Below are 26,776 nucleotides of genomic sequence, written 5' to 3'. Positions count from 1 at the left end.
AACGACGAATGCGACTACAGGTCGCACGCCGGTTGCCTTACGGCGCATGAGCTAACCACAACTGTAATTCCTTCGTCATAATGGCCGCTTATAACTGTCACGCTCGCCCGTCAAGCCGGGCTCAGGAGTCTGCCGTGAGCTTTACCCCCGCCAACCGCCTGTTTCCCGCCACTCGTCTGCGTCGCAACCGTCGTGATGATTTTTCCCGGCGCCTGGTGCGTGAAAACGTGCTGACGGTGAATGATCTGATCCTGCCGGTGTTTGTGCTGGACGGTGAAAATCGTCGGGAAGCGGTGGCGTCGATGCCGGGCGTGGAGCGCTTGACCATTGATTTGCTGCTCGAAGAGGCCGCGAACTGGGTTGAACTGGGGATTCCGGCGCTGGCGCTGTTCCCGGTCACGCCGTCCGGGCTCAAGTCCCTGGACGCCGCCGAAGCCTGGAATCCCGACGGCATCGCCCAGCGCGCCACCCGCGCCTTGCGTGAACGCTTTCCGGAGCTGGGGGTGATTACCGATGTGGCGCTGGACCCGTTCACCACCCACGGGCAGGATGGCATTCTCGACGAAGAAGGCTATGTTCAGAACGACATCACCGTTGATGCGCTGGTAAAACAGGCCTTGTCCCACGCCGCAGCGGGCGCCCAGGTGGTGGCCCCCTCGGACATGATGGACGGTCGCATCCAGGCGATTCGCGAAGCCCTGGAACTGGCCGGACACGTCAACGTGCGCATCATGGCCTACTCGGCCAAGTACGCCAGCGCCTATTACGGCCCGTTCCGCGATGCGGTGGGTTCGGCGCTGAACCTGGGCAAGGCCAACAAGGCCTCGTACCAGATGGACCCGGCCAACAGCCACGAAGCCCTGCACGAAGTGGCCGCGGACCTGGCCGAAGGCGCCGACATGGTGATGGTCAAGCCCGGGATGCCGTACCTCGACATCCTTTATCGGGTCAAAGAGGAATTCAAGGTGCCGACCTTTGTCTATCAGGTCAGCGGTGAATACGCCATGCACATGGCCGCGATCCAGAATGGTTGGTTGAGTGAAGGGGTGATCCTTGAATCCCTGACTGCCTTTAAACGCGCGGGTGCTGATGGCATCCTGACTTACTTCGCCGCCCGCGCCGCCCAATTGCTTAGAGAGCAACACTAGCCCTCACAGGAACACTCGATGAATACCGAAGGACTCACAGAAGTTGCCGTAAAAGACGCTCACCCGGTGGTCGAACAAGCTACCGAGACCCCGCCGGAGCTGGAGCCGGCCCCGCCTGCCGTGGTGGCCGAAGCGCCCGCTGCCGCGCCGGTACCGGTGGTTGCGGTTACCAACCTGGATGACAGCAGCCTGTACATCCATCGCGAGCTGTCACAACTGCAATTCAACATCCGCGTGCTGGAACAGGCGCTGGATGAGTCCTATCCGTTGCTGGAGCGGCTGAAATTCCTGCTGATTTTCTCCAGCAACCTGGATGAGTTCTTCGAGATCCGTGTCGCCGGCCTGAAGAAGCAGATCACGTTCGCCCGTGAACAAGCCGGTGCCGACGGCCTGCAACCGCATCAGGCCCTGGCCCGCATCAGCGAGCTGGTACACGGCCACGTGGACCGCCAATACGCGATCCTCAATGACATCCTGCTGCCGGAACTGGAAAAGCATCACGTGCGCTTCATCCGGCGCCGTCACTGGACCACCAAGATCAAGACCTGGGTGCGCCGCTACTTCCGCGACGAAATCTCGCCGATCATCACCCCCATCGGCCTCGACCCGACGCACCCGTTCCCGCTGCTGGTGAACAAGAGCCTGAACTTCATCGTCGAGCTGGAAGGTATCGATGCCTTCGGTCGCGACTCGGGCCTTGCGATCATTCCGGCACCGCGCCTGTTGCCACGGATCATCAAGGTACCGGAAGAGGTGGGGGGCGCTGGCGATAACTATGTATTCCTTTCGTCGATGATCCACGCCCACGCCGATGACCTGTTCCAGGGCATGAAGGTCAAGGGCTGCTACCAGTTCCGCCTGACCCGTAACGCCGACCTGGCGCTGGACTCCGAAGACGTCGAAGACTTGGCCCGCGCCCTGCGCGGCGAGCTGTTCTCCCGTCGCTACGGTGATGCGGTGCGCCTGGAAGTGGCGGACACATGTCCGAAACACCTGTCCGACTACCTGCTCAAGCAGTTCAACCTGAGCGAGACCGAGCTGTACCAGGTCAATGGCCCGGTGAACCTGACGCGCCTGTTCAGCATTACTGGTCTGGACAGCCACCCGGAGCTGCAATACACGCCGTTCACCCCGCAGATCCCGAAACTGCTGCAAAACAGCGAGAACATCTTCAGTGTGGTGAGCAAGCAGGACATTCTGCTGCTGCACCCGTTCGAGTCCTTCACCCCGGTGGTCGACCTGCTGCGCCAGGCCGCCAAGGACCCGCACGTGCTGGCTGTGCGCCAAACCCTGTACCGCTCCGGCGCCAACTCCGAAATCGTCGATGCGCTGGTAGACGCCGCGCGTAACGGCAAGGAAGTGACGGCGGTGATCGAACTGCGGGCGCGGTTCGACGAAGAGTCCAACCTGCAACTGGCCAGCCGCCTGCAAGCGGCCGGTGCGGTGGTGATCTACGGCGTGGTCGGCTTCAAGACCCACGCCAAGATGATGCTGATCCTGCGCCGCGAAGCCGGTGAGATCGTGCGCTACGCCCACTTGGGCACCGGCAACTACCACGCCGGCAACGCCAAGCTCTACACCGACTACAGCTTGCTGACCTCTGACGATGCCTTGTGTGAAGACGTCGGCAAGCTGTTCAGCCAGTTGATCGGCATGGGCAAGACCCTGCGCATGAAGAAACTGCTGCACGCGCCGTTCACCCTGAAGAAGGGCATGCTCGACATGATTGCCCGCGAGACCCAGTTCGCCCTCGAAGGCAAGCCGGCGCACATCATCGCCAAGTTCAACTCGCTGACCGATCCGAAGATCATCCGCGCGCTGTACAAGGCCAGCCAGTCGGGTGTGCGTATCGATTTGGTGGTGCGTGGCATGTGCTGCCTGCGGCCGGGCATCGCCGGGGTCTCCCATAACATCCACGTGCGTTCGATCATCGGGCGCTTCCTGGAGCACACGCGGGTGTTCTACTTCCTCAATGGCGGCGAGGAGCAGATGTTCCTCTCCAGTGCCGACTGGATGGAGCGCAACCTCGACAAACGCGTGGAGACCTGCTTCCCGGTGGAAGGCAAGAAACTGATCATGCGGGTCAAGAAGGAGCTGGAGAGTTATCTCACCGATAACACCCACAGCTGGAGCCTGCAGTCGGACGGGCGCTACGTGCGCAACACCCCGACCGGCAACCAGAACCCGCGCAGCGCCCAGGCGACATTGCTGGAGAAGCTGGGCAGCCCGATTCTGACGGTAAACTAAAAACCGACGCGGTCAAAAATGTGGGAGCGGGCTTGCTCGCGAAAGCGGTGGATCAGTCGATGAATCTGTTGACTGACACTCCGCCTTCGCGAGCAAGCCCGCTCCCACATTTGTTTTGTGGCGTTAGATTGTTCCCACGCTCTGCGTGGGAATACATCCTGTGACGCTCCGCGTCACTCACTCATATCAGCGCACGTTCAGCGTGAACCCAACCCGCGTCAGCCACTCGGCTTCCTGGGCGAAATCCGCCTGGGTCAGCTGGTTTTCATCCAGCCAGTTCTTCGGGAATACCACGTCCAGGCTGTCGGCATTGGCCCGCAGCACCACTTGCGGCATTTCCTGGGTACCACGGATGTGGTGGAACAGGATCGCAAACCGCAGCAGCGCGCACAGGCGAATCAGCTTGATGCCCTCGGCACCGAACTCGGCAAACTTGTCCCGGGGGATGTTGCGGCGGTGGCCGCGTACCAGCAGCGCGAGCATCTGCTGGTCTTCACGGGAGAAACCCGCCAGGTCCGAGTGCTCGATCAGGTAGGCGCCGTGCTTGTGGTAATGGTAGTGGGCGATGTCCAGCCCCACTTCATGGACCTTGGCCGCCCAGCCCAGCAGTTCACGCCACACGCCGTCTTCCAGGTCCCAATCCGCTGCGACCTGGTCGAAAGCATGCAGCGCCTTGCGTTCAACCCGCGCCGCCTGTTCCAGGTCGACGTGGTAACGCTCCATCAACGAGCTGAGGGTGCGCTCACGGACGTCTTCATGATGATGACGGCCCAGCAGGTCGTAGAGCACCCCTTCACGCAGGGCGCCATCGCAGTGGTCCATGCGTTGCAGTTCAAGGGCGTCGAAAATCGCTTCGAGAATCGCCAGGCCCGCCGGGAAAATGGTGCGGCGATCAGGCTTGATGCCTTCGAAGTCGATCTTCTCGGCATCCCCCAGCTTGAACAGCTTGCGCTTGAGCCAGGCCAGGCCTTCGGCGTTGACCTCGCCTGTGCCATGGCCGCCGGCCTTGAGGGCCAGGCCGATGGCGCGGATGGTGCCGGACGAACCGATGGCCTCATCCCAGGTCAGGCGGTGCAGGGCGTGCTCGATGCTCATGATCTCCAGCCGCGCCGCCGTATAAGCCTGGGCGTAGCGGGCCGGGGTGATCTTGCCGTCCTTGAAATAGCGCTGGGTGTAGCTGACGCAGCCCATTTGCAGGCTTTCGCGCAGCAGCGGCTCGAAGCGCTGGCCAATAATGAATTCGGTACTGCCACCGCCGATGTCGGCCACCAGGCGCTTGCCCGGAGTGTCGGCCAGGGTGTGGGACACGCCGAGGTAGATCAGGCGCGCTTCCTCGCGGCCGGAGATGACCTCTACCGGGTGCCCGAGGATCTCCTCGGCGCGGCGGATGAACTCGCCCCGGTTGCGGGCTTCGCGCAGGGCGTTGGTGCCGACGATCCGCACGGCGCCCGGGGGCATGCCGTTGATCAGTTGGGCAAAGCGCTTCAGGCAATCGAGCCCGCGCTGCATGGATTCTTCATTGAGCTGACGCTCGTCGTCGATCCCGGCAGCCAGTTGCACTTTCTCGCCGAGCCGCTCAAGGATGCGGATTTCGCCGTTCTGGGCCTTAGCCACGACCATGTGAAAGCTGTTGGAGCCCAGGTCGATGGCGGCGATCAGGGACAGATTCTTGGCTTGGGATTGCGGCATGGTTAAGGGGTCTCGGTCGATAACCTCGCCATCGTGCCACGATCAACCGCTGACGCCAACGCGTAGTGCTTCCGGAATTCGCTCATCGGTGTCTTGGAGGAAAATCTGCAGGATATGTAGGGCGATTCTTGATGCGCCTGGCGATTGTTCCGTAGGGCAAGTGGAGTAACGGAAATCTCCAGCTTTAATAGGCTTCCTGAATATGCCTACATGGCTGGGTTATTTGTTCCAGTCGATAATTAAGTCAGGACTACTGCAAGGATGATCTAAAGGGACATTGTTTTTTTACCGCTCTGACACTAGTTCAGGCGTCGTCTCATTCTTTCTTCGGGTGTTTACGAGAGAGACTGTCACTCGGCAATTAAGCCGTGGTGTTAACTATTTGTAGTTTGCCTATCAAGGTTGATAGCAGTTGGGCATGGAATAGCCCGGCGAACCACATGCACCTGAGAACTTCAGTGACAGGATGAACATGAACAGAACATTTGGTTTGGCAATAGTGGTCGTTGGCCTGGCGGTAAGCATGGGTGCTCAAGCAAATACAAGTGGTGCCGGAAACCTGAGAGTCACCGGAACCATTAAACCAGCTGCATGCACGGTAAACCTCGGCGCCACAGGCGGCACCGTTGATTACGGTACGATCAATGCGTCGAGCATTCCGCTGACCTCTTTCTATCCTCTGCCGGAAAAGTCGCTGCCGTTAAGCGTCAACTGTGGTGCGGCGGCTGCCCAGATGGCACTGTCCGTTACTGACTCACAAACAAACAGTGTCGTAAGGGGGATCCTGGGAACCGGCTTCACCGACAACCACAACTTTGGTCTTGGCGCGGTCGGAACCAGGAATACCGGTGGCTATTCGATCAGGCTCGCCACCTTGACCACTGTCGGCGCTACGCTGTACCCGCTTAGAAGGACAAGCTCCGGCGGTGCCTGGAGCACCAGTGACGGCAAGGTCGAAAAATCTCCTTACCAGCACTCCTGGAGCCGTAATAACAACACAACTCCAGCCGCGGTCTCTTCCGTTACCGGCACTCTCGTAGTCAAGGCTGTGATCAATCGCGGCGATGCACTGGATCTCAGCAGGGATATTCAATTGAATGGAGCTGCTACTTTGGTAGTGACTCGAATCTAACTCTCTAAACATGGCCAGCATTTAGCAGGCGGTCGCGCCGTGGCTTCGTGCTGGCTCTTTATATGCGTACAGGTATTTCGTGATTGTCAACGGTGCGTTATCTGGTTGCGGGTAGAGTTCAATGAGTCGTCTTTTAAATGCAGTTAATGCTCTGTTCTGGTGTGCGAATCTTTATTTTTTAGTTTCTGGCAGTGTAAGAGCGGATGGGATGGAGCCGGAAACATCCGTTGTTATTCTTTATGAAGAGAACGGTGAAGCGACGATCAACGTAAAAAATACGGACGCTGGCCCTGCTTTACTTCACACAGTCATTCAAAACGTCCCGGAAGATCCGGAGACACTCTTGATCGTTACGCCTCCTATCGCCCGTGTCGAACCGGGCGAAACACAACTTGTGCGGTTTATCAGTACCTTGAAGCAGCCGCTCAAGACTCAGCGATTGAAGCGCGTCACCTTTGAAGGTATTCCGCAGGCGCGCGCCGAAGGGCGCTCGACCATTGGAGTGACCATTCGACAGGACTTACCGCTGATCCTGCATCCCCAGGGCTTGCCGCGGCATCAGGAGCCATGGAAGTTGCTGAAGTGGAAGCTGCGGGGAAATCGGCTGACGGTTCATAACGACAGTGCTTACGTGGTCCGGATGGGGCTGGAGGTGCACCTGCTGCCGTCGAGGCACCCGGCGATATTGCCGCGCACCTATATCCTGCCTGGCGAAGTGTTATCGACCCGCATCGAAGAGGCGGTGGCCCAGGTCAGCGGTGTCGAGATTCAACCCGCGACGGTCTACGGGTATTCGGCAACCGCCTATGAAGCCTCCGTTGTTGTCGAGGCGGGTTGAGCGGTCTATGAGAAATGCTACCCATGCAAACGATTGGAGCCTCTCTGTACGACCCATTCGAACCTCGGTTTCCCGGACTTGTATCGGCCTGGCAACGCTGTGGAGCCTTCCCGCCTACGCGCTGGAGCTTGGATCGGGTTTTGATCTGGCGGTCTTGTCGGCGAACGGGATCGACCCGAAGGTTGCCCATTATTTTCGCAGTGCTGCGCGATTCCGCGAGGGCGTGCACGTGGTGGGGCTGCAGGTCAACGGCACCTCATTGGGCCTGGTGGAGGCACGCTTCGATTACCTGGGGCAGTTGTGTTTTACCCCGGTCCTGCTGGACAAGGCCGGGTTGCGGTTGCCAGCCGCGATTATTCGGCCAGGTATCGCGCCCGATCAGGCGTGTCATGACTTTCTCGGTGCTTACCCCGCGACCATCGTCAAGTTGCGCCCCGGCAGCGATGAGGTATCGCTGGTGGTGCCTACTCAGTCAATGCGCGAGGCCGAATGGGATGTGGGCAGTTTCTCCCAGGGCGGCACGGCAGCCTTGTTCAATTACGATGTTCAGGGGTTCGACGAGCGCTTCAACAGCGGCTCTTCCCGCTCGGTTTCGGCCTACACCGAGGCGGGATTCAATATCGGCAACTGGATCGTCCGAAGCCGCCAATTCTTTGTCTCCGATAACGGCAAGCGCAGCAGCGAGCATGTGAATGCCTACGCCCAACGCGATTTCGCGCCCCTGAAGTCGACCTTCCAGGTCGGGCAGATTTCCAGCAACAACCCGGTGTTCGGTGGGTTACAGCTGTCGGGTTTCCAGCTCTCGCCGGATGGCCAATCGCGCAGCCCGGGTGGCAGCAGCGTGGTGGTCGAAGGTTTGGCCCAGAGCCCATCCCGGGTCGAGGTGCGCCAGGCCGGGGTGTTGATCCATACCACACTGGTACCGGAAGGTCCGTTCACGTTGACCGGATTACCCATACTCAATGGCACCAGCGATCTTGAGGTCAGTGTCATTGGCACTCGCGGTGGCAGGCATGGGTTCACCGTCCCTGCCGCGTCCTTTGCGGGGGCGGTACCGATAGAGCCCGGTTATTACTTCTCCCTGGGCAAGGTGCGCGGGGCAAATCCGGGTGCCGGGGAGCCTCCGGTCGTGGCGATGGGCAGTGGGACCTGGGGATTGGGGCGCAACTCGTCACTGGGATTCGGCCTGTTGAGTACCGACGAATACCAGGCGGCGGGTGGCGTGTGGAGCAGTGTTTTTTTCCAGCACCTTTCGGTTGGCGTGCGCCAGAACCTGTCTCGCGATGGCCGGGACGAAGTTACCGGGGCTCGCAGCTCCGTCACCGTGGGAAGTCCGCTGTTCGCCGGCATTGAAATGACGTCGAGTGCCACTACCCAGACGCGGGATTATCGCGAAGTACTGGAAGTGGGGCAGTCGACGCGGCGTGACCAGCGGGATGCCCGCTTCAAGGACCAATACACGGTAGGTTTGAGTTGGGTCGACCCGTCCCTGGGAGGCTTTTCCGTCAGTTATTCCCGCAGCTCGCAATTTGATGATCGCTCCGCCGAACACGTCTTTGCCTCATGGAACCAGCAGTTCAATGGCACCCAGGTGGCTTTGATTGCGGATTCCCGGGTGGGCGGCTCTCGACCGCGCAAGGTCAAGAACACCGTTCGAGATGAGCGCAGCGATGTGTCGGATAAGGGGCTTTCGCTTCGGTTGCAGGTCACCGTGCCGTTCGGTGGGGATCGCCGCGTCACCTCGTATGCCAGTCGGCGGGGCGACAGGTTCGATCTTGGGACCGCCTTCAGCGATCGGGTCAACGACTATGTGAACTATGAAGTGGGGGTTGCGCGTGAGCAGGCGAGCCGTACACAGGCTGTTCACGCCCGCGTGAATGCCATGCCGCGTTACACCCAGATAGGGTTGGGTGTGCGACATGATTCATTGAGCACCGGGTATACCGGCCAATTGCAGGGCGGCGTGGTGGCCCACGACAGAGGCATGACGTTCTCGCCCTATGCCGTCCAGGACACCTTTGGAATTGTCTCGGTGGGTAATGTCGGGGCAGCCAAGGTTTCGACGCCGCAGGGGCCGGTCTGGACTGACTACCGCGGGCAGGCGGTGATCGCCAGCCTGCCTGCCTACCGCAGCAGCAATGTCGAGGTGCAAACCCAATCCCTGCCCAAGCGCATCGATCTGAAAAACGGCACCAAGGTCCTTGCGGCCGGACGCGGTTCTTTCAACACGATCGATTTCGAAGTAGTGAAAGTGCGCCGTGTATTGCTTGAGGTCCGTGACGCGCACGGCCAACCCTTGCCCCAGGGAGCCTCGGTTCTCGACAGCAACAATGCTTTCCTGACCAGCGTCGTGGGCGAGGGCATGGTCTTCCTAAACAGCCTGGATGAGTCGCGAGCGCTGAACATCTCCTTGCCAGATTCAAGCACCTGCTTGTTGCAACTGAACCTTGAGCCAGAATCCAATGACGACAAATTCTATGAAACAGGTTCGGCGCTCTGCCGTACCCTCTGAGCCGGTGGGGCCTTTTGACGGTGGACGCCTGCGTCATGGGCTTATCCTTTACCTGCTGCTGTTTGTCGTGGTGTTGGCCAATGAGGCGCGGGCAGATAACTGCCAGGTGTCCTTGAGCCAGCCCCGGGTTGATTACGGTCTGGTTCGCCAAGCCGAGCGGGGCCACCCACAGATCGCGCTGGGCAAGCGCACGCTTCGCCTGAACATGGCCTGTGAGGCGCCGGTATCCATGGCGCTGCGCTTTACGGGCGTACCCGCAGGCCTGGAGGGCTTTCGGTTTGGGCGCCAGGGGCATTTCACCCTGAGCCTGCAGTCCGCTCAAGTCGATGGAAAATCCGTTGAGCTGGTAATGCCGCACCTGTCTGAAGAGCCGGCGACCGGACGATTGCTGCCGGGCCATAGGCTTGTTGCACACGTAGCGGGTATGCCGGTGCATGGGCGCCGCTTCACCGCCCTGGTCAACGTCGAGACCTTCCTGCCTGCGGCTTTGCTGGCCGTCAGGGATGAAACGACATTTGAGGGGCAGGGCGGTTTTGAGTGGGCGCCCGGGGCCTGATGCCTCAGTCCGTGCGCTCCACCGAACCGATGAAGTTGGCCAGCTCGGCGGTCTGCGGATTGGCAAACAGGATTTTCGGGTCGCCCACTTCATGCACCTTGCCCTGGTGCATGAACACCAGCTTGTCACCCACTTCCCGGGCAAAACGCATCTCATGGGTGACCATGATCAGTGTCATGCCATCCTTGGCCAGTTGGCGCACTACGCTGAGCACTTCGTTGACCAGCTCCGGGTCCAGGGCCGAGGTGATTTCATCGCACAGCAGCACTTTGGGCGACATCGCCAGAGCCCGGGCGATTGCTACCCGCTGCTGCTGGCCGCCGGACAAACGATCGGGGAACGCGTCGAACTTCTCCCCCAGCCCAACGCGCTCGAGCATCTGTCGCGCCAATTGTGCGGCCTTGGCTTTCGGCACTTTCTGCACCACTTGCGGCGCAAGCATGACGTTTTCGCCCACCGTCAGGTGTGGGAACAGGTTGAACTGCTGGAACACCATGCCGACTTTCTGCCGCAGGATGCGCAGGTCGGCGCGGGCGGCGTCGAGGTATTCTCCGTCGACTTCAATCACGCCGTCGTTGATCGACTCCAGGCCATTGAGGGTGCGCAGCAGGGTGGATTTGCCCGAGCCGCTGCGACCGATGATCGCCACCACCTGGCCTTCTTCGACACTCAGGTCAATGCCCTTGAGTACGTGGTGATCGCCGTAATATTTATGCAGGGCGGAAATTCTAAGCAGAGGCATGCAGTCTCCTTTCCAGGTAGCGCGCACTGAGGGACAAGGGGTAGCAGAGCAGGAAGTAACCCAGCGCCACCAGGCCATAGACCATGAAGGGTTCGAAGGTAGCGTTGGCGAGCATGCCGCCGGTCTTGGTCAGCTCGGTGAAGCCGATGATCGAGGTCACGGCGGTGCCCTTGACCACTTGCACCGAGAAACCCACGGTTGGCGCCACGGCAATGCGCAGGGCCTGGGGCAGGATCACGTAGCGCAATTGCTCCAGCGGGTTCAGGGCCAGGCTCGCGGACGCCTCCCATTGGCCGTGGGCGATGGAGTCGACGCAGCCACGCCAGATTTCGGCCAGGTAGGCGCTGGTGAACAGGGTCAAGGCAATCGCCGCCGCCAGCCAGGGCGAAATGTCCACGCCGAGCAAGGCGATGCCGAAGAACACCAGGAACAGTTGCATCAACAGCGGCGTGCCCTGGAACAGTTCGATATAGGTGCGGGCCACATTGCGCGGGAACGCCTTGGTGCTGATGCGCATAGTCATCACCAGCAAACCGATCACGCCGCCGCCGATGAACGCCACCAGCGACAGCAGCAAGGTCCACTGCAAACCGGTGAGCAGGTTGCGCACGATGTCCCAGAACGAAAAATCACTCATCGGGCGTTCCTCATGACATAGCGCCGGCCGATCCAGTTCAGCAATTGGCGGATCATCAGCGCCATGCACAGGTAGACCAGGGTCGTCAGCGCATAGGTTTCAAAGGCGCGGAAGTTGCGCGACTGGATAAAGTTGGCGGCAAAGCTCAGTTCCTCGGTGGCGATCTGCGAGCAGACCGCCGAGCCGAGCATCACGATGATGATCTGGCTGCTCAGGGCTGGCCAGACCTTGCCCAGCGCGGGCAGCAACACCACATGGCGGAACGCCTCGAAACGTGTCATCGCCAGCGCGGCCGCCGCTTCCAGTTGCCCGCGGGGGATCGCCTGGATCCCGGCGCGGATGATCTCGGTGGAGTACGCCCCCAGGTTGATCACCATCGCCAGCACTGCCGCCTGCCATTCGGTGATTTTCAGGCCGAGGGACGGCAGGCCGAAGAAGATGAAAAACAACTGCACCAGGAACGGCGTGTTGCGGATCAACTCGACGTACACGCCGAAGATCCAACTGAACGGCTGGATCTTCCACGCCCGCACCACGGCGCCGACGATTCCCAGCGCCACGCCCAGTACTGCACCGATGGCGGTCAGTTCAAGTGTGAACAGCGCGCCGCGCAGCAACAGATCGGTATTGGCCAGGACCGGCACAAAGTCGAATTGATAGGCCATAGGCTAACCCTCGTTACCGCGCTCAGAGATCAGCCGGCAGCGGCTCTTTGAGCCACTGCAATGCATTCTTTTCCAGGCTGCCGTCGGCCTTGGCCGCGACCAGGATCTGGTTCACCTTGTCCAGCAGCGCCGGCTCGTTCTTGTTCACGCCCACGTACACCGGCGAGTCCTTGAGCTTCACTTTCAGTGCCGGCACGCGCTTGGGGTTGCGTTCGCTGATGGCCACCATCACCACGTTGCCGCTGGCGATCAGGTCCACCTGGCCGGCGAGGTAGGCGGCGATGGTCGAGTTGTTGTCTTCAAAGCGCTTGATCGTCGCCTCTTTAGGCGCCACGGCGGTCAGCTCGATGTCTTCGATGGCGCCACGGGTCACGCTGATGGTTTTGCCCTTGAGGTCGTCAACGGTGCTGATCGGCGCATCGGGAGGGCCGAATACGGCGAGGTAGAAGGGCGCGTAGGCCTTGGAGAAGTCGATGACCTTCTCGCGCTCGGCGTTCTTGCCCAGGCTGGAAATCACCAGGTCGACCTTGCCGGTGGTGAGGAACGGGATGCGGTTGGTGCTGTTGACCGGGGTCAGTTCAAGCTTGACCTTGAGCTGGTCGGCCAAAAGCTTTGCGGTGTCGATGTCCAGGCCGCGGGGCTTCATGTCCGGGCCGACCGAGCCGAACGGCGGGAAATCCTGGGGCACGGCCACCTTGAGGGTGCCACGGGCGACGATATCGTCCAGACCGTTGGCCTGGGCGGGCGCCTGGCTCAGCATCAGGCTGGCAAACAGGGCAGTGAGCAGGGCGCTGCAACGCTTGGTCATGGCGACTCTCCGAAAAGGACGAAAGGATTTTCCGGTTTTTGCCAGTGCACAGCCCATGCCAGCACCGCCGTATTTCGCGCCAGAGCCGGTGGCTGTTGAGTCTTGGCGGTCTTACTGGTCTGAACAGTTACTGGGTTTTCTGCACCCTTTTCGAGCGCCGTCAAAACCGCGCGAGCCCCTTTGGGGCGTGGCTTGCCGGGCGCTGCGAATAGCTTTACAACTAGCCGCTCAGTTGACTGGAAACCTGAGTTTCTTATGAATTCCATCGCCCAAGCCGTACCGGAAGTGGCGCTACAGGCCATCCGCAAATTGATCGCTGACGAGGGCTTCGGGCCGGGTGATGCGTTGCCCTCCCAGCGCGACCTGGCGCTGCAATTGGGCGTGAGCCGGGCCTCTTTGCGTGAAGCCTTGTCGTCCCTCAGTGCCTTGGGCGTGGTAAGTGTGCAGCCGGGCAAAGGCGTGTTCGTGCAAGCAGTCGAAGAGCTGCCGGGGTTGGCCTGGCCGTTTACGGCACAGGCGACGCCGCTGGATATCTTTCAACTGCGCTACGCCCTGGAAGGTTTTGCGGCGGGGCTGGCGGCGGTGACGCTGACCACCGGGGAGTTGGACATCCTGGAAGATAACGTCGAGGCGATGCGCAAGGAGCTGAAGGCCGGTGATTTCGAGGCAGCCGCCCGGCTGGACTTCGAATTCCACCGGCGCATCCTGCTGGCCAGCGGCAATCAGGCGATGGTGAGCATCCTCAGCGCCAGTGCCGAGGTGTTCCTGGAGAGCCAGAAACTACCGTTCATCCGGCCGGAGCGGGCCATGGAGACCTGGCAGGAGCACCGCAAGGTCCTCCGTGCCCTGGCCCGACGCGCCAGCGGGGCGGCGCAGAAAAGCATGCAGGAACATGTGCGTAACGCGGCGTTGCGTACAGGGATTGCCTTCATCACTCCCGTAACCCCATGAGTTGGGCTATACCCAAACTCATGCGCCATCATAGGAAGAGTCAATCAGCTGCGGCTTCCTGAACGCGGGAAGGGCGGCTATGATGGGCAACGTTTTTTTTGCTTACAACCCGGAGACATCCATGAGCAACGATCTTATCAAGCACGTCACCGACGCGACCTTCGAGGCCGAAGTACTGAAGGCCCAGGGCCCGGTGCTGGTTGACTACTGGGCTGAGTGGTGCGGTCCTTGCAAAATGATCGCTCCGGTCCTGGACGACATTGCCACCACTTACGAAGGCAAGTTGACCATTGCCAAGCTGAACATCGATGACAACCAGGAAACTCCGGCCAAGCACGGCGTGCGTGGTATCCCGACCCTGATGCTGTTCAAGAACGGCAACGTCGAGGCCACCAAGGTCGGCGCGCTGTCGAAGTCCCAGCTGCAAGCTTTCCTCGACGCCAATATCTAAGCGTCCTCAAAAAGCCCCGCAATTTGCGGGGCTTTTTCGTGAAACAGGGCTAGACGCTCTGAAACTCAGGTGGTACATTCGGCCCCGCACTGGTTTCTCCACTGCCCCCTGCAAGCCGTCGCCGACGCTCTCCTTTTCGATTAGTACGCGATCCTGTCGCCTTCTCTGCGGCGCGGCCTCATTAAGCCAAAAGCTTAATTTCCCCCCCTCCATAAATGATTACGTCATTCCTATATGAATCTGACTGAACTCAAGCAAAAGCCGATTACCGAACTGCTCGAATTGGCCGAACAGATGGGCATAGAAAATATGGCCCGTTCGCGCAAGCAGGACGTGATTTTCTCCCTGCTGAAAAAGCACGCGAAAAGCGGCGAGGAAATCTCCGGTGATGGCGTGCTGGAGATTCTCCAGGACGGCTTCGGCTTCCTCCGCTCTGCAGACGCTTCCTATCTCGCCGGCCCAGACGATATCTACGTCTCGCCGAGCCAGATCCGTCGCTTCAACTTGCGCACCGGTGACACCATCGTTGGCAAGATCCGCCCTCCAAAGGAAGGCGAGCGTTATTTCGCCCTGCTCAAGGTCGACACGATCAACTACGATCGTCCCGAGAACGCGAAAAACAAGATTCTCTTCGAGAACCTGACGCCGCTGTTCCCGACCGTGCGCATGAAGATGGAAGCCGGCAACGGTTCCACCGAAGACTTGACCGGTCGTGTCATCGACCTGTGTGCCCCGATCGGCAAAGGCCAGCGCGGCCTGATCGTGGCCCCGCCGAAAGCCGGCAAGACCATCATGCTGCAGAACATCGCAGCGAACATCGCCCGTAATAACCCTGAAGTTCACCTGATCGTGTTGCTGATCGATGAGCGTCCGGAAGAAGTAACCGAAATGCAGCGCACCGTGCGCGGCGAAGTGGTTGCCTCGACGTTCGATGAGCCGCCAACCCGCCACGTGCAGGTTGCCGAAATGGTGATCGAGAAGGCCAAGCGCCTGGTCGAACACAAGAAAGACGTGGTGATCCTGCTCGACTCCATCACCCGTCTGGCCCGTGCCTACAACACCGTGATCCCAAGCTCCGGCAAGGTGCTTACCGGTGGTGTCGATGCCCACGCCCTGGAGAAACCGAAACGTTTCTTCGGCGCTGCGCGGAACATCGAAGAAGGCGGCTCGCTGACCATCATCGCCACCGCACTGGTTGAAACCGGTTCGAAGATGGATGAAGTGATCTACGAAGAGTTCAAAGGTACCGGCAACATGGAACTGCCTTTGGACCGTCGTATCGCCGAGAAGCGGGTGTTCCCGGCCATCAACATCAACCGTTCCGGCACGCGCCGCGAAGAGTTGCTGACCGCCGATGACGAACTGCAGCGCATGTGGATCCTGCGCAAGCTGCTGCACCCGATGGACGAAGTTGCGGCCATCGAGTTCCTGATCGACAAGCTGAAAACCACCAAGACCAACGACGAGTTCTTCCTGTCGATGAAGCGCAAGTAACACGACGCTTCGGTCAAAAAGGATGGCGCCCCATGGGGCGCCATTTTTTTTGTTTCTGGAAAAGGAGTTTTGGCTTTAGTGTGTGTCTGTTTAGAAACAAATTCGCGTGTGTGACTACACTCGCTGTCCATCCGATCAGGCAAATTACAAGATTTTATGACCATTCTCGCTTATCGCAGGGACATTGACGGCCTGCGTGCCATAGCTGTGCTCGCTGTTGTGCTGTTTCATTTTGGTGTACCGGGCTTTACCGGCGGCTTTGTCGGCGTCGACGTGTTTTTCGTGATCTCCGGCTACTTGATCACCTCGATCATCTGGCGCGAGCGTGAGGCCGGCCGTTTCAGTTTTGTCAGCTTCTGGGCCAGGCGAGCGCGGCGTATCCTGCCGGCACTGTTCGTGATGATGCTCGGCGCGCTGGTGGTGGGCTGGTTCCTGCTGGCGCCCAAGGATTACAGCGAGTTGGGGCGCTCGATACATAACCAGGTGGTGTTTATCTCCAACCTGTTTTTCATGCGTCAGGACGGTTACTTTGATGTGGCCTCCGATATCAAACCGTTGCTGCATACCTGGTCATTGTCGGTTGAAGAACAGTTCTACATCCTCTTCCCACTCCTGCTGACACTGCTGTCGAGCCGGCTCAAATATTGGCGCACGGCGCTGTTCGTGTTGTTGCTGGTGTCATTCGGCATGAGTACATGGGCGGTGGCCCACGCTCCGGAAAGAGCCTTTTTCCTGCTGCAGATGCGTGCCTGGGAGCTGTTGGCGGGCGCAATGCTGGCGGTAATGCCGGTACGCGAGTACCGCGCCAGCCCGGCGTTGGCGCAGGCCGTCAGCCTTGCCGGCCTCGGCCTGATCCTGCTGGCGGTCTTCGCGTATGACCCGAGCACGCCGTTTCCCGGCGCCGCAGCGCTGTTGCCGGTGGTGGGCGTGGTCTGCCTGATTTGGGCCAACGGCCAGCAAACTACCCTGACGAGCAAGCTGCTGGGTAGCCGCTTGCTGGTGGGGATTGGCCTGATCTCCTACTCCTGGTACCTGTGGCACTGGCCGGTGTACGTGTTTGGCAAGTACGCCAGTGTCGACGGGCTGGGCCCGTGGGAGCTTGGTGCACTGTTTGTGTTGAGCCTGGTGCTGGGTTATGCGTCCTGGCGGTTTGTCGAGGCGCCGTTCCGTGAACGTCGGCTGTTGGCAGGGCGCAAGCAAATCCTGGTGGCGGCGGGTATCGCGCTGCTTGGGGTGGGACTGCTCGGCAAAGGCCTGGTCATGACGAAGGGCTTGCCTTGGCGCCTGTCGCCCGAGGCGCTGCAATTTGCCCAGGCGCGCGAGTGGAGCCCGGACCTTATGGCCTGCCTGGTGGATGGTGGGAAAAATCGCCACCATGGATTTTGTCATTTCGGACCTCAGTCCGCGCCGACACGCGCGCTGGTCTGGGGCGATAGCCATGCCACGGCGCTGGTTCCGGCGTTGCAAGACGGCGCCAGCAAGTACGGTGTCAGCGTCACGCAGGCAGGTTATGCCGGTTGCCTGCCGTTTAATCGCAAGGAAAGCGTTCCGGGCTGCCTGGCCTTTAACCAGCAGGTCACGCAGTTGCTCGGCAAGGAAACCTTTAGCGACGTGGTGCTGGTGGCGCGCTGGAGCCTGTATGTCTATGGGCAGCGCGATGGTGATACCGAGGCTTCGTTGCTGGACCCGGCGACCGGAACCTATGACCGCGCCTTCGCCGAGCGGCGCTTCGCTGAAAGTCTGGGCGCCCTTGTGCAGCAATTGCGCGCCAGCGGCCATCGGGTGTGGCTGGTCAAGGAAGTCCCCCTGCAGGAATTCAGTCCGCCTTACCGCCTGAGTCGCCTGGCGATGCTCGGCCGGCCCACCGACAAAGAAGGCATGCCCCTGGATGAGCACCTCCAGCGTCAGGCCTATATCAGCAGCGTATTCGAGCGCATGGCGGCGGCTGATCCCGGGGTAAAGGTAATGGATCCGGCGCCCAAGTTATGCAGTGCGAATGACTGGTGCCGGGTGGAACTGGACGGTCAGTCGCTGTACACCGACGACAATCACCTCTCGGCGGTTGGTTCGCGGTATGTCGAGGCGTTTCTTGAACCCTTGTTCAAAGCCTTGCGCGATGAAACCCAGGCATCGGCTCTTTGAGTCTGTGTCGTCGGCAATGCTGCTCAATAAGCTGCCAGCGACCGTAAGAGCAGGTAGGATGTACGCCTATTTTACGGGTGGCATGGTTAATGAAATTCAAGGATCTTCGGGATTTCGTGCAGCAACTTGAGCAGCGCGGAGAGTTGAAACGTATCCAGGTGCCGATTTCCCCGGTCCTGGAGATGACTGAGATTTGCGACCGCACCTTGCGCAACAAGGGCCCGGCGCTGCTGTTCGAAAACCCGGTGGGCTTTGATATCCCGGTGCTCGGCAACCTGTTCGGCACCCCCGACCGCGTGGCGTTTGGCATGGGCGCCGAGTCGGTCAGCGAACTGCGCGAGATCGGCAAGCTGCTGGCCTTCCTCAAGGAGCCCGAGCCACCCAAGGGGCTCAAGGACGCCTGGTCGAAGCTGCCCATCTTCCGCAAGATCATCGCCATGGCCCCCAAGGTCGTGAAAGACGCGGTTTGCCAGGAAGTGGTGATCGAAGGCGAGGATGTCGACCTCGGCATGCTCCCCGTGCAGACCTGCTGGCCTGGCGACGTCGGCCCGCTGATCACCTGGGGCCTGACCGTCACCAAAGGCCCGAACAAAGACCGCCAGAACCTCGGCATCTACCGTCAGCAAGTGATTGGCCGCAACAAGGTCATCATGCGCTGGCTGAGCCACCGTGGCGGCGCGCTGGATTTCCGTGAGTGGTGCGAAAAGCATCCCGGCCAGCCATTCCCTGTTTCCGTGGCCCTGGGCGCCGACCCGGCGACCATCCTCGGCGCCGTCACGCCGGTGCCCGACAGCCTGTCCGAGTACGCTTTCGCCGGCCTGTTGCGCGGCAATCGCACTGAGCTGGTGAAATGCCGCGGTAACGACCTGCAAGTGCCGGCCACCGCCGAAATCATCCTCGAAGGCGTGATTCACCCGGGCGAGATGGCCGATGAAGGCCCCTACGGCGACCACACCGGCTACTACAACGAAGTCGACAGCTTCCCGGTGTTCACCGTCGAGCGCATCACCCACCGGATCAAGCCGATCTACCACAGCACCTACACCGGCCGCCCGCCTGATGAGCCGGCGATCCTCGGCGTGGCGTTGAACGAAGTGTTTGTGCCGATCCTGCAAAAGCAGTTTCCGGAAATCACTGACTTCTACCTGCCGCCCGAAGGCTGCTCGTACCGCATGGCCATCGTGACGATGAAGAAGTCGTACCCCGGCCACGCCAAGCGGGTAATGCTGGGTGTGTGGTCGTTTTTGCGACAGTTCATGTACACCAAGTTCGTTATTGTCACCGACGACGACATCAACGCCCGGGACTGGAACGACGTGATCTGGGCCATCACCACGCGCATGGACCCCAAGCGCGACACGGTGATGATCGACAACACGCCGATCGACTACCTCGACTTTGCTTCCCCGGTATCGGGCCTCGGCTCGAAAATGGGCCTGGACGCCACCCATAAATGGCCGGGTGAAACCACCCGCGAATGGGGCCGCGTGATCGTCAAGGACGAAGCGGTCACTGCCCGTGTGGATGCGCTCTGGAAAGAATTAGGAATAGATTGATGCGTGTAACCCTGCAGCCTTCCGGTGCGGTACTGGAACTGACGCCCGGCGAGCGGATCCTCGAGGGCGCGCGCCGCCTGGGCTACGATTGCCCCCAGGCCTGCCGCAATGGCGTGTGCCACGTGTGCGCGGCGCTGCTGGTGGAAGGCCGGGTGCAGCAAGCCGGTGAGGTGCGTGACCATGGCGAGTTCTATACCTGCATTGCCGAACCGCTGGAAGATTGCATTGTGTTGTGGGATGGCGTGCTGGCGCCGGGAGAATTGCCGGTGCGCAAACTGTCTTGCCAACTGAGTGAATGCGTTGAAGTGGGCGGTGACGTATGGCGCGTGCGCCTGCGGGCTCCGGCTGGCAAGGCGGTGCGCTATCACGCCGGGCAATACCTGATGATCGAGCGGGAAAACGGCGAGAAGTCGGCGTTCTCCCTGGCCTCGGCGCCCCACGCCGGGCGCGAGCTGGAATTGCACGTGCTGGCCCGGGAAGACAGCGCCCGCAGCCTGCTGGAGCAGTTGCAGCGCAACCAGATGGCCCGCATCGAAATGCCGTTTGGCGACACCCACCTGGCGGAGTTGCCCGACGGGCCGCTGGTGCTGATCGCCGCCGGCACCGGCATGGCCCAGATGCACAGCCTGATCGAACACTGCCGCGCCAGTGGCTTCAAGCACCCGGTGCATCTGTATTGGGGTGTGCGTCGCCCCGAGGATTTCTACGACATCGAGCACTGGGACCAGTGGCTGCAATTGCCCAACCTGTTCCTGCACAAAGTGGTCAGCGACCTGTGTGGCTGGGAAGGGCGCTGCGGGCTGTTGCATGAAGCGGTGTGCGAAGACATCAGCGACCTCAAGGCCGTGCATGTCTACGCCAGCGGTTCACCGGCGATGATCTACGGCACCCTGGATGCGCTGGTCGAGGCCGGCATGGATGCACACCAGATGCGTGCTGACGTATTTGCCTACGCACCCCGCCCTTAACGTGTGGCGAGGAAGCTTGCTCCCGCTGGGCTGCGCAGCAGCCCCGAAACAGTCGCTGTGTTCTACCTGAAAGACCGCATGAACTTCAGGGGCCGCTTCGCGACCCAGCGGGAGCAAGCTCCCTCGCCACAGAAGCCTTTCAGCGGCTCGATCAGAAACGAACGCCCGTGGTCACCATCGCCGCATTGAACCCGAGCAACACCAGCTCGGCGGCGACCGGCCCGTAGTGGGTGCCCACCGAGGGGATGATCACCGGCGCTACCCCCAGTCCATTCAGCGGAATCTTGTCGCGGTACTTGCCGCGATAGCCCTGGATCAAACCCCCTGTCAGCTTCAAGTACACCGGGTAATCGGGCATGTCGTAGCGTTTGCCGGCATAGGCGTAGTACGAACGCTGGCTGAACGAGTTGCGAAACGTCGCCCCGCCATACACCAGGCCTGACGCTTCATTGCGCTCCAGGCCGATCAGGTCCTGGTTGTTGTTGTGGTCCTTGTCCGGCGCAAAATGCCGGGTGTAGACGCTCGTCTGGGCATACCAGAAGCCTTTTTCGTCCTGGGTCGGCACTTCCGCCGCCAGGGCGGTGGTGGCCTGTGCCAGGAACAACAGGCTGGGCAGTCGGTATTTCATGGAGTGACCTCGGTAGTCGATTCGGTTGGCGGCCAGGTGGGTCGTGACAGGCGCCTATTTTGAAGGCTCAGCGTGCCCCCAGGCTGAACCTGCGCTGAAACTACAGGGATTGAGGCAGCCAATCCTGATGAGCGGAGCGGCCTGGGCTTATGCATTCGCTTATTCTTTAAAGGTATTTAATTTGTTACATAAATATCATTAAGCTATATGCCAACGGACTACCGACTTTCTGCCAATAACCAATAAATGACCGCCACCGTCCGCCACACGGATCGATCGTACGAGCTCAGAGCATTGACGTTCTGGCTTTTGATTCCAAGGGGAGCGGTATGGGGAGCAACAAGCAGCACCTGCTGTACACGGCGATTTTGTCGGCTAATTTGCTGACCGCTGTGGGATTCAGTCCAGTGGCATCCGCCGAAACGGCCACTGCCGATGTACCCAAACTCGATACAGTCATTGTCACCGGCACCCGCGCCCAAGAGCGCACCGCCAGTGCCTCGTTGTCACCTATCGATGTGATTTCCGGCGACACCTTGCGCAGCACCGGCTCTGATGAGTTGGGCGCGGTGTTGGCCCGATTGATTCCTTCCATCAACTTTCCACGCCCGAGCCTGGTAGACGGTGCCGAACTGGTGCGCCCGGCGCAGCTGCGTGGCCTGTCACCGGACCAGGTGTTGGTGCTGGTCAACGGCAAGCGCCGCCACACCAGTGCCTTCGTCAATCTCGGCGGTGCGGTTGGGCGTGGCTCGGCGCCGGCGGATTTGAATGCGATCCCGTTGTCGGCGGTCGACCATATCGAGGTGCTGCGTGACGGCGCATCGGCCCGCTACGGCTCCGATGCGATTGCCGGGGTGATCAACGTGATCCTCAAGCATGACGACCACGGCGGCTCGATCACCAGCAAGTTTGGTGAGTACAAGAAGGGCGACGGTATCCAGCGCAACCTCAGCGGCAACACCGGTGTGGCGCTGGGCGATAGCGGGTTTATCAACATCTCTGCCGAAGGTGCCGACAACGATTACACCAACCGCGCCGGCAAGGACCTGCGTCCGGGCAGCGTTGGTTCGACGACCTACGGCCAGCGGGTGTTCCGCCAGGGCGAGCCGGCCACTGACCAGGGCAAGCTGTTTCTCAACTCGGAATATTCCTTCAGCGATGCGGCCGAGTTCTATGCGTTTGGCGGCTACAGCAAGACCCGCGGCGAGACGGCGGCGTTCTACCGGGCCAGCAACGCGAGCAACAACATTCCTGCGCTCAACCCCAATGGTTACCTGCCGTTGATTCGCGGTGACGTGGAAGACACGTCCCTGGCGGTCGGCCTGCGCGGCTTGTTGGCCTATGACTGGCACTACGATGTGTCGGTCAACTACGGCAAGAACCAGTACCAGATCGGTACCGAAACCATCAACACCTCGCTGGGCCTGGCCACGCCGCGCAAGTTCGACAACGGCACGTTGGTCAATGACCAGAAGCAACTCAGCCTGGACCTGTCGCGGGAATTCAGCCTGGGCTGGTTGCCGTATCCGGTGTCGGTGGCGTTTGGCGGCGAATACCTGGACCAGGGTTACCAGATCAAGGCGGGCGACCCGGCGTCCTACTACCAGACCGGCAGCTCGGGCCTGGGCGGCTTCCGTGATTCCGACGCCGGCACCAGCACGCGCCACAACTGGGCGCAGTACCTGGACCTGGAAACCAACTTCACCGAAAAACTCAGTGCCTCCGCCGCCGTGCGCCACGAGGACTACAGTGATTTTGGTTCCAACGTCAGCGGCTCGCTCTCGGCGCGCTACGACTTCACCCCGCAAGTGGCCTTGCGCGGCAGTGTTTCCAACGGTTTCCGTGCGCCGTCCCTGGCACAGCAGAACTTCGCCTACACCTCGTCGCAACTGATCGGCAACACCATCCAGGAAGCCGGCACCTTCCCGGCCAACAGCCAGGTGGCGCGCCTGCTCGGCGCTGAAGACCTGAAAGCCGAGAAGTCCCGCAACTACAGTCTCGGCCTGGTGCTGGAGCCGACCGACAACCTGACCGTGACCGCCGATGTCTACCGTATCGACATCAGCGACCGCATCAGCCTGTCCTCCAACCTGGACCTGAGCAAGAACCCGGCTGCGCTCGCGTATCTGCAGGCCAATGGCGTGGGCAACATCAACTACACCACGGTGCGCTACTTCACCAACGCCACCGACACCACCACCAATGGCGTCGACCTGGTGGCCAACTATCGCTACCAACTGGACAACGGTGTGCGCTGGAACAGCACCGTGGGCTACAACTACAACCACACCAAGGTCACCGACGTAAAAGCCAACCCGTCCGTACTGGATAGCCTGGGCGCGAGCCTGGTTCGGGTGGATCGTCGCGAGCGCATCGGCCTGCTGGGCGATACCACGCCACAGCACAAGCTGAGCCTGGGCAACGACCTGAGTTTCGGCAACTGGGCGCTGCACAGTAATTTGGTGCGCTATGGTTCATTCACCAGCTACCAGGCCGACCCGACCAACGACCAGAGCTTCAAGGCCGCCTGGCTGTTGGATCTGTCAGCCGACTACAAGCTGAAAAACTGGACCTTCACCGTTGGCGGCGACAACGTCACCGATAAATACCCGGAAAAACTCAATGCCTACGCCAGCAGTGGTGGCAATTTGGCCTATAGCACTTTTTCGCCGTACGGTTACAGCGGCGCGTTCTATTACGGTAAAGTTGCTTACAACTGGTAACAGCTTCTCGTAACAACAAAGGAGACCTAAGCGATCTGCCATGACCGCCATTGAATCTGATCTTTTGCAATTGGCTTACCCTCCGCGGCTCGATCTGGGGCCGCAACTCACTCACGAACAGTTGATGAGCTCGATGCAAGCCACCATGGCGCTGCACAAGGGTGGGCCGGTCTGGCTATTCGCTTACGGTTCGCTGATCTGGCGGCCTGAATGTTCGTCGACACAGCGGATGCGGGCGCGGGTCCACGGTTATCACCGGGGCTTGTACCTGTGGTCCCATGAGCACCGGGGCACGCCGGAAATACCGGGGCTGGTGTTTGGCCTGGATCGCGGCGGCTCGTGCAGCGGGTTTGCCTACCGCTTGCCGGAAGATCAACTGGAGGCCTCGCTGTATGCCCTGTGGCAGCGCGAGATGCCGTATCCCTCTTACCGGCCGCACTGGCTCAGCTGTCGTCTGGAAGATGGCAGCCAGGTGCAGGCATTGGGATTTGTCCTGGAGCGGCACCTGCCCAGTTATGCCGGCAATTTGCCCGACATCGTGCTGAATCACGTGTTGCAAAGCGCTTGCGGGCGTTACGGCACTACGCGCGATTATGTCGAGCAGACCGTCAACGCCCTGCGTAGCCACGCCATGCCAGACAAGAATCTGGAGGCGCGGCTCAAGCGGTGTTCCAAAGGCTGTTCCGACGATTAACGTGCGGCACTGACGCTATTGGTGTGCCACAAGGTGGGGATCAGGAACGCGATGGCCAGCAGGCACGCGCCGATCAGCAATACGAAACCACCGTCCCAGCCGAAATGGTCAACGGTGTAGCCCATGGCCGCACTCGCTGCCACTGAACCACCCAGGTAACCGAACAAGCCCGTAAAGCCCGCTGCGGTACCGGCGGCTTTTTTCGGTGCCAGTTCCAGCGCCTGCAGGCCGATCAGCATCACCGGGCCGTAGATCAGGAAGCCGATGGAGAACAGCGCGATCATGTCGATCATCGGGTTGCCCGGCGGGTTGAGCCAGTAAACCAGGGTCGCCACGGTGACCAGGCCCATGAACACAATGCCGGTCAGGCCACGGTTGCCACGGAAGATCTTGTCCGACATCCAGCCGCACAGCAGCGTGCCCGGAATGCCCGCCCACTCGTAGAAGAAGTACGCCCACGAGGTTTTATCCACGTCAAAGTGCTTGGCTTCCTTGAGGTACGTCGGTGCCCAGTCCAGCACGCCGTAGCGCAGCAGGTAGACGAAGACGTTGGCGAAGGCGATGTACCAGAGCATTTTGTTGCGCAGCACGTACTTGACGAAGATTTCCTTGGCGCTGAATTCGTCTTCGTGGCTGGCGTCGTAGCCTTCCGGGTAGTCGTTCTTGTATTGCTCGATAGGCGGCAGGCCCACCGATTGCGGGGTGTCGCGCATGGTGATGAAGGCAAACGCCGCCACCAGCAGGGCCACGGTAGCCGGGACGTAGAACGCCGCGTGCCAGTCGTTGAACCAGGCCATGCCCAGCAGGAACAGCGGGCCGATCAAGCCGCCGCCGACGTTATGCGCCACGTTCCATACGGAAACCACACCGCCGCGCTCCTTCTGCGACCACCAGTGCACCATGGTCCGCCCACTTGGCGGCCAGCCCATGCCCTGGGCCCAACCGTTGATGAACAGCAGAATGAACATCATGGTCACGCTGGACGTAGCCCAAGGTGCGAAACCGAAAATGAACATCACCCCGGCGGACACCAACAGGCCGAAGGGCAGGAAGTAGCGCGGGTTGGAGCGGTCGGACACCAGCCCCATGAGGAACTTGGACAGGCCGTAGGCAATTGCGATCGCCGACATTGCCAGGCCCAGCTGGCCACGGGTGTAACCCTCGTCGATCAGGTACGGCATGGCCAGGGAGAAGTTCTTGCGCAGCAGGTAGTACCCGGCGTAACCGAAGAAAATACCGGCGAAGATCTGCCAGCGCAGGCGTCGGTACGTGCTGTCTATTTTTTCTTCAGGCAGGGGCGCCTGATGTGCGGCAGGACGGAAGAAAGCAAACATTCAAGAGCTCCAGATTTCTTGTTTTGACTGCGGATGCGAATGTTACAGTTTCGTTACCGAAAATAGCACCGCCTCTTATCTGCGGGCATAGGAATTGAGTGCAATTGCATGTTCTTTTACGAACATGTCGCTTAGAGACAAGTGAGGGGCGTTTTCAGGAGGGAATGCCAAGAAGCTGTGGTGAGGGAGCAAGCTCCCTCACCACAGGCAGTGATTCGGTTCAGTTGCCGTTGGCGGCTGCGATATCACCTGGAAGCAGGTGTTCCTGGATCTTCTGGCTGCGGGATTCCACCAGTTGACCCTGGTCGTCGAAGCGCAACACGATCAGCCAGTCATACACATTTTCCGGCCATTTCTTCATGCCGGTCAGCGCCGCGCCGTCACCGCCGAAGGCCTCGATCAACTTGTCGATATGCCCGTGATGCCAGGCGATCAACACGGTCTGCGCCTGGTTGGACTTGCGCAGGGACTTCACCAGCTTGCCGACTTGATCGTCTGAGTAGGGTGTTTCAAGCGGGAGCTGCAGGCGCTGGGCCAGGGGTGTCAGGGTCAGGCGCGGGCGAGAGCTTTCCTTGCTGTCGCTGGTAGCGATCAGCCGCTGGGGCACCACGGAGATGCCGTTCAACAGCAGCGGGTCGAAATAGCTGGCGTAGGCCGCCGCCCGCTGTTCGCCCTTGGGGCTCAGCAACGGACCTTCATCGGGTTTTTCCGCATGGCGCACGATCAGCACCGTCACGTTGTTCAGCCCGCGTACATCCTTGCCCTCTTTATGGGCAAAGGCGTGAGCCGACACCATCATCAACAACCCCAGAAACAGCGCGCGCAGCGGTGTGACCATTATTCATTCCTGCCAGTGAGTGA

At 60.5% G+C, this 26,776-nt stretch carries 22 protein-coding genes; 14 read left to right on the top strand and 8 right to left on the bottom strand.

Going from position 1 to position 26,776, the window contains the following annotated elements:
* Window positions 1-134 precede the first annotated feature (134 nt).
* On the top strand, window positions 135-1,148 hold the full coding sequence (gene hemB, locus QF039_RS28265) for a porphobilinogen synthase (RefSeq protein ID WP_087693295.1): 1,014 nt from the start codon (window positions 135-137) through the stop codon (window positions 1,146-1,148).
* An 18-nt stretch (window positions 1,149-1,166) separates the two neighbouring features.
* Window positions 1,167-3,395, top strand: coding sequence for a polyphosphate kinase 1 (gene ppk1 / locus QF039_RS28260; protein WP_003214009.1), 2,229 nt, complete (start codon window positions 1,167-1,169; stop codon window positions 3,393-3,395).
* Between the two features lie 186 nt (window positions 3,396-3,581).
* Here the strand turns inward: ppk1 and ppx are convergent, their stop codons facing one another.
* The gene (gene ppx / locus QF039_RS28255) at window positions 3,582-5,084 is read right to left on the bottom strand and encodes an exopolyphosphatase (RefSeq protein WP_003214007.1); all 1,503 of its coding nucleotides are present in this window, start codon (window positions 5,082-5,084) and stop codon (window positions 3,582-3,584) included.
* Between the two features lie 472 nt (window positions 5,085-5,556).
* On the opposite strand from ppx, the gene QF039_RS28250 reads away from it, so the two are divergent.
* From QF039_RS28250 to QF039_RS28235, 4 genes are all read left to right on the top strand, one after another.
* Window positions 5,557-6,216 (top strand): DUF1120 domain-containing protein, encoded by a 660-nt coding sequence (locus QF039_RS28250; RefSeq protein WP_307521823.1) that lies wholly within the window; start codon window positions 5,557-5,559, stop codon window positions 6,214-6,216.
* Between the two features lie 121 nt (window positions 6,217-6,337).
* Entirely contained in the window at window positions 6,338-7,054 is a 717-nt protein-coding gene (locus QF039_RS28245; protein ID WP_218173584.1) for a fimbria/pilus chaperone family protein, read from the top strand.
* A 7-nt stretch (window positions 7,055-7,061) separates the two neighbouring features.
* Complete coding sequence (locus QF039_RS28240) at window positions 7,062-9,566, top strand: fimbria/pilus outer membrane usher protein (RefSeq protein WP_307521820.1); 2,505 nt, start codon at window positions 7,062-7,064, stop codon at window positions 9,564-9,566.
* A complete protein-coding gene (locus QF039_RS28235; RefSeq protein ID WP_307521818.1) occupies window positions 9,532-10,122 on the top strand; it encodes a hypothetical protein in 591 nt (196 codons plus the stop codon). Before QF039_RS28240 ends, QF039_RS28235 begins: the two co-directional genes overlap by 35 nt.
* A gap of 4 nt (window positions 10,123-10,126) precedes the next feature.
* Here the strand turns inward: QF039_RS28235 and QF039_RS28230 are convergent, their stop codons facing one another.
* The 4 genes from QF039_RS28230 to QF039_RS28215 are packed head-to-tail and all read right to left on the bottom strand — an operon-like array spanning window position 10,127 to window position 12,974.
* Window positions 10,127-10,864 (bottom strand): amino acid ABC transporter ATP-binding protein, encoded by a 738-nt coding sequence (locus QF039_RS28230; protein ID WP_307521815.1) that lies wholly within the window; start codon window positions 10,862-10,864, stop codon window positions 10,127-10,129.
* Window positions 10,851-11,501, bottom strand: coding sequence for an amino acid ABC transporter permease (locus QF039_RS28225; protein WP_003213996.1), 651 nt, complete (start codon window positions 11,499-11,501; stop codon window positions 10,851-10,853). The genes QF039_RS28230 and QF039_RS28225 overlap by 14 nt, the downstream gene beginning before the upstream one ends.
* Window positions 11,498-12,166 carry an amino acid ABC transporter permease gene (locus QF039_RS28220; protein ID WP_003213995.1) on the bottom strand — a complete coding sequence of 223 codons (669 nt, stop codon included), beginning with the start codon at window positions 12,164-12,166 and terminating at the stop codon, window positions 11,498-11,500. The genes QF039_RS28225 and QF039_RS28220 overlap by 4 nt, the downstream gene beginning before the upstream one ends.
* Window positions 12,167-12,188: 22 nt before the next feature.
* The gene (locus QF039_RS28215) at window positions 12,189-12,974 is read right to left on the bottom strand and encodes a transporter substrate-binding domain-containing protein (RefSeq protein WP_003213993.1); all 786 of its coding nucleotides are present in this window, start codon (window positions 12,972-12,974) and stop codon (window positions 12,189-12,191) included.
* Window positions 12,975-13,229: 255 nt separating this feature from the next.
* On the opposite strand from QF039_RS28215, the gene QF039_RS28210 reads away from it, so the two are divergent.
* The 6 genes from QF039_RS28210 to QF039_RS28185 all read left to right on the top strand — a co-directional run bounded on the left by QF039_RS28210 (window position 13,230) and on the right by QF039_RS28185 (window position 20,536).
* Window positions 13,230-13,925, top strand: coding sequence for a FadR/GntR family transcriptional regulator (locus tag QF039_RS28210; protein ID WP_008438871.1), 696 nt, complete (start codon window positions 13,230-13,232; stop codon window positions 13,923-13,925).
* Window positions 13,926-14,046: 121 nt separating this feature from the next.
* Window positions 14,047-14,376, top strand: coding sequence for a thioredoxin TrxA (gene trxA / locus QF039_RS28205; RefSeq protein WP_003213989.1), 330 nt, complete (start codon window positions 14,047-14,049; stop codon window positions 14,374-14,376).
* Between the two features lie 234 nt (window positions 14,377-14,610).
* Window positions 14,611-15,870, top strand: a complete 1,260-nt coding sequence (rho, locus tag QF039_RS28200; RefSeq protein ID WP_008438874.1) for a transcription termination factor Rho — start codon at window positions 14,611-14,613, stop codon at window positions 15,868-15,870.
* 156 nt (window positions 15,871-16,026) lie between these two features.
* Window positions 16,027-18,012 (top strand): acyltransferase family protein, encoded by a 1,986-nt coding sequence (locus tag QF039_RS28195; RefSeq protein WP_177022365.1) that lies wholly within the window; start codon window positions 16,027-16,029, stop codon window positions 18,010-18,012.
* Between the two features lie 89 nt (window positions 18,013-18,101).
* Window positions 18,102-19,568, top strand: coding sequence for a 4-hydroxy-3-polyprenylbenzoate decarboxylase (gene ubiD, locus QF039_RS28190; RefSeq protein ID WP_008438879.1), 1,467 nt, complete (start codon window positions 18,102-18,104; stop codon window positions 19,566-19,568).
* Entirely contained in the window at window positions 19,568-20,536 is a 969-nt protein-coding gene (locus QF039_RS28185) for a CDP-6-deoxy-delta-3,4-glucoseen reductase (RefSeq protein ID WP_003213981.1), read from the top strand. The genes ubiD and QF039_RS28185 overlap by 1 nt, the downstream gene beginning before the upstream one ends.
* A gap of 151 nt (window positions 20,537-20,687) precedes the next feature.
* Here the strand turns inward: QF039_RS28185 and QF039_RS28180 are convergent, their stop codons facing one another.
* On the bottom strand, window positions 20,688-21,164 hold the full coding sequence (locus QF039_RS28180) for a sn-glycerol-3-phosphate transporter (RefSeq protein WP_177009072.1): 477 nt from the start codon (window positions 21,162-21,164) through the stop codon (window positions 20,688-20,690).
* A 329-nt stretch (window positions 21,165-21,493) separates the two neighbouring features.
* On the opposite strand from QF039_RS28180, the gene QF039_RS28175 reads away from it, so the two are divergent.
* Both QF039_RS28175 and QF039_RS28170 read left to right on the top strand, forming a co-directional pair.
* Window positions 21,494-23,887, top strand: coding sequence for a TonB-dependent siderophore receptor (locus tag QF039_RS28175; protein WP_177050311.1), 2,394 nt, complete (start codon window positions 21,494-21,496; stop codon window positions 23,885-23,887).
* Between the two features lie 40 nt (window positions 23,888-23,927).
* Window positions 23,928-24,581, top strand: coding sequence for a gamma-glutamylcyclotransferase (locus tag QF039_RS28170; RefSeq protein ID WP_003213974.1), 654 nt, complete (start codon window positions 23,928-23,930; stop codon window positions 24,579-24,581).
* Here the strand turns inward: QF039_RS28170 and glpT are convergent.
* The gene (gene glpT, locus QF039_RS28165) at window positions 24,578-25,915 is read right to left on the bottom strand and encodes a glycerol-3-phosphate transporter (RefSeq protein WP_003213972.1); all 1,338 of its coding nucleotides are present in this window, start codon (window positions 25,913-25,915) and stop codon (window positions 24,578-24,580) included. The two genes, QF039_RS28170 and glpT, sit on opposite strands and share 4 nt — an antisense overlap.
* Before the next feature lie 220 nt (window positions 25,916-26,135).
* On the bottom strand, window positions 26,136-26,753 hold the full coding sequence (locus QF039_RS28160; RefSeq protein ID WP_008438881.1) for a flagellar basal body-associated protein FliL: 618 nt from the start codon (window positions 26,751-26,753) through the stop codon (window positions 26,136-26,138).
* Between the last annotated feature and the right edge of the window lie 23 nt (window positions 26,754-26,776).

The sequence above is a fragment of the Pseudomonas sp. W2I6 genome (genome assembly GCF_030815935.1).
In the GTDB taxonomy this organism is placed as follows: domain Bacteria; phylum Pseudomonadota; class Gammaproteobacteria; order Pseudomonadales; family Pseudomonadaceae; genus Aquipseudomonas.
Note: the sequence above shows the minus strand (reverse complement) of the source record. Positions and strands in the feature narration are given on the sequence as shown.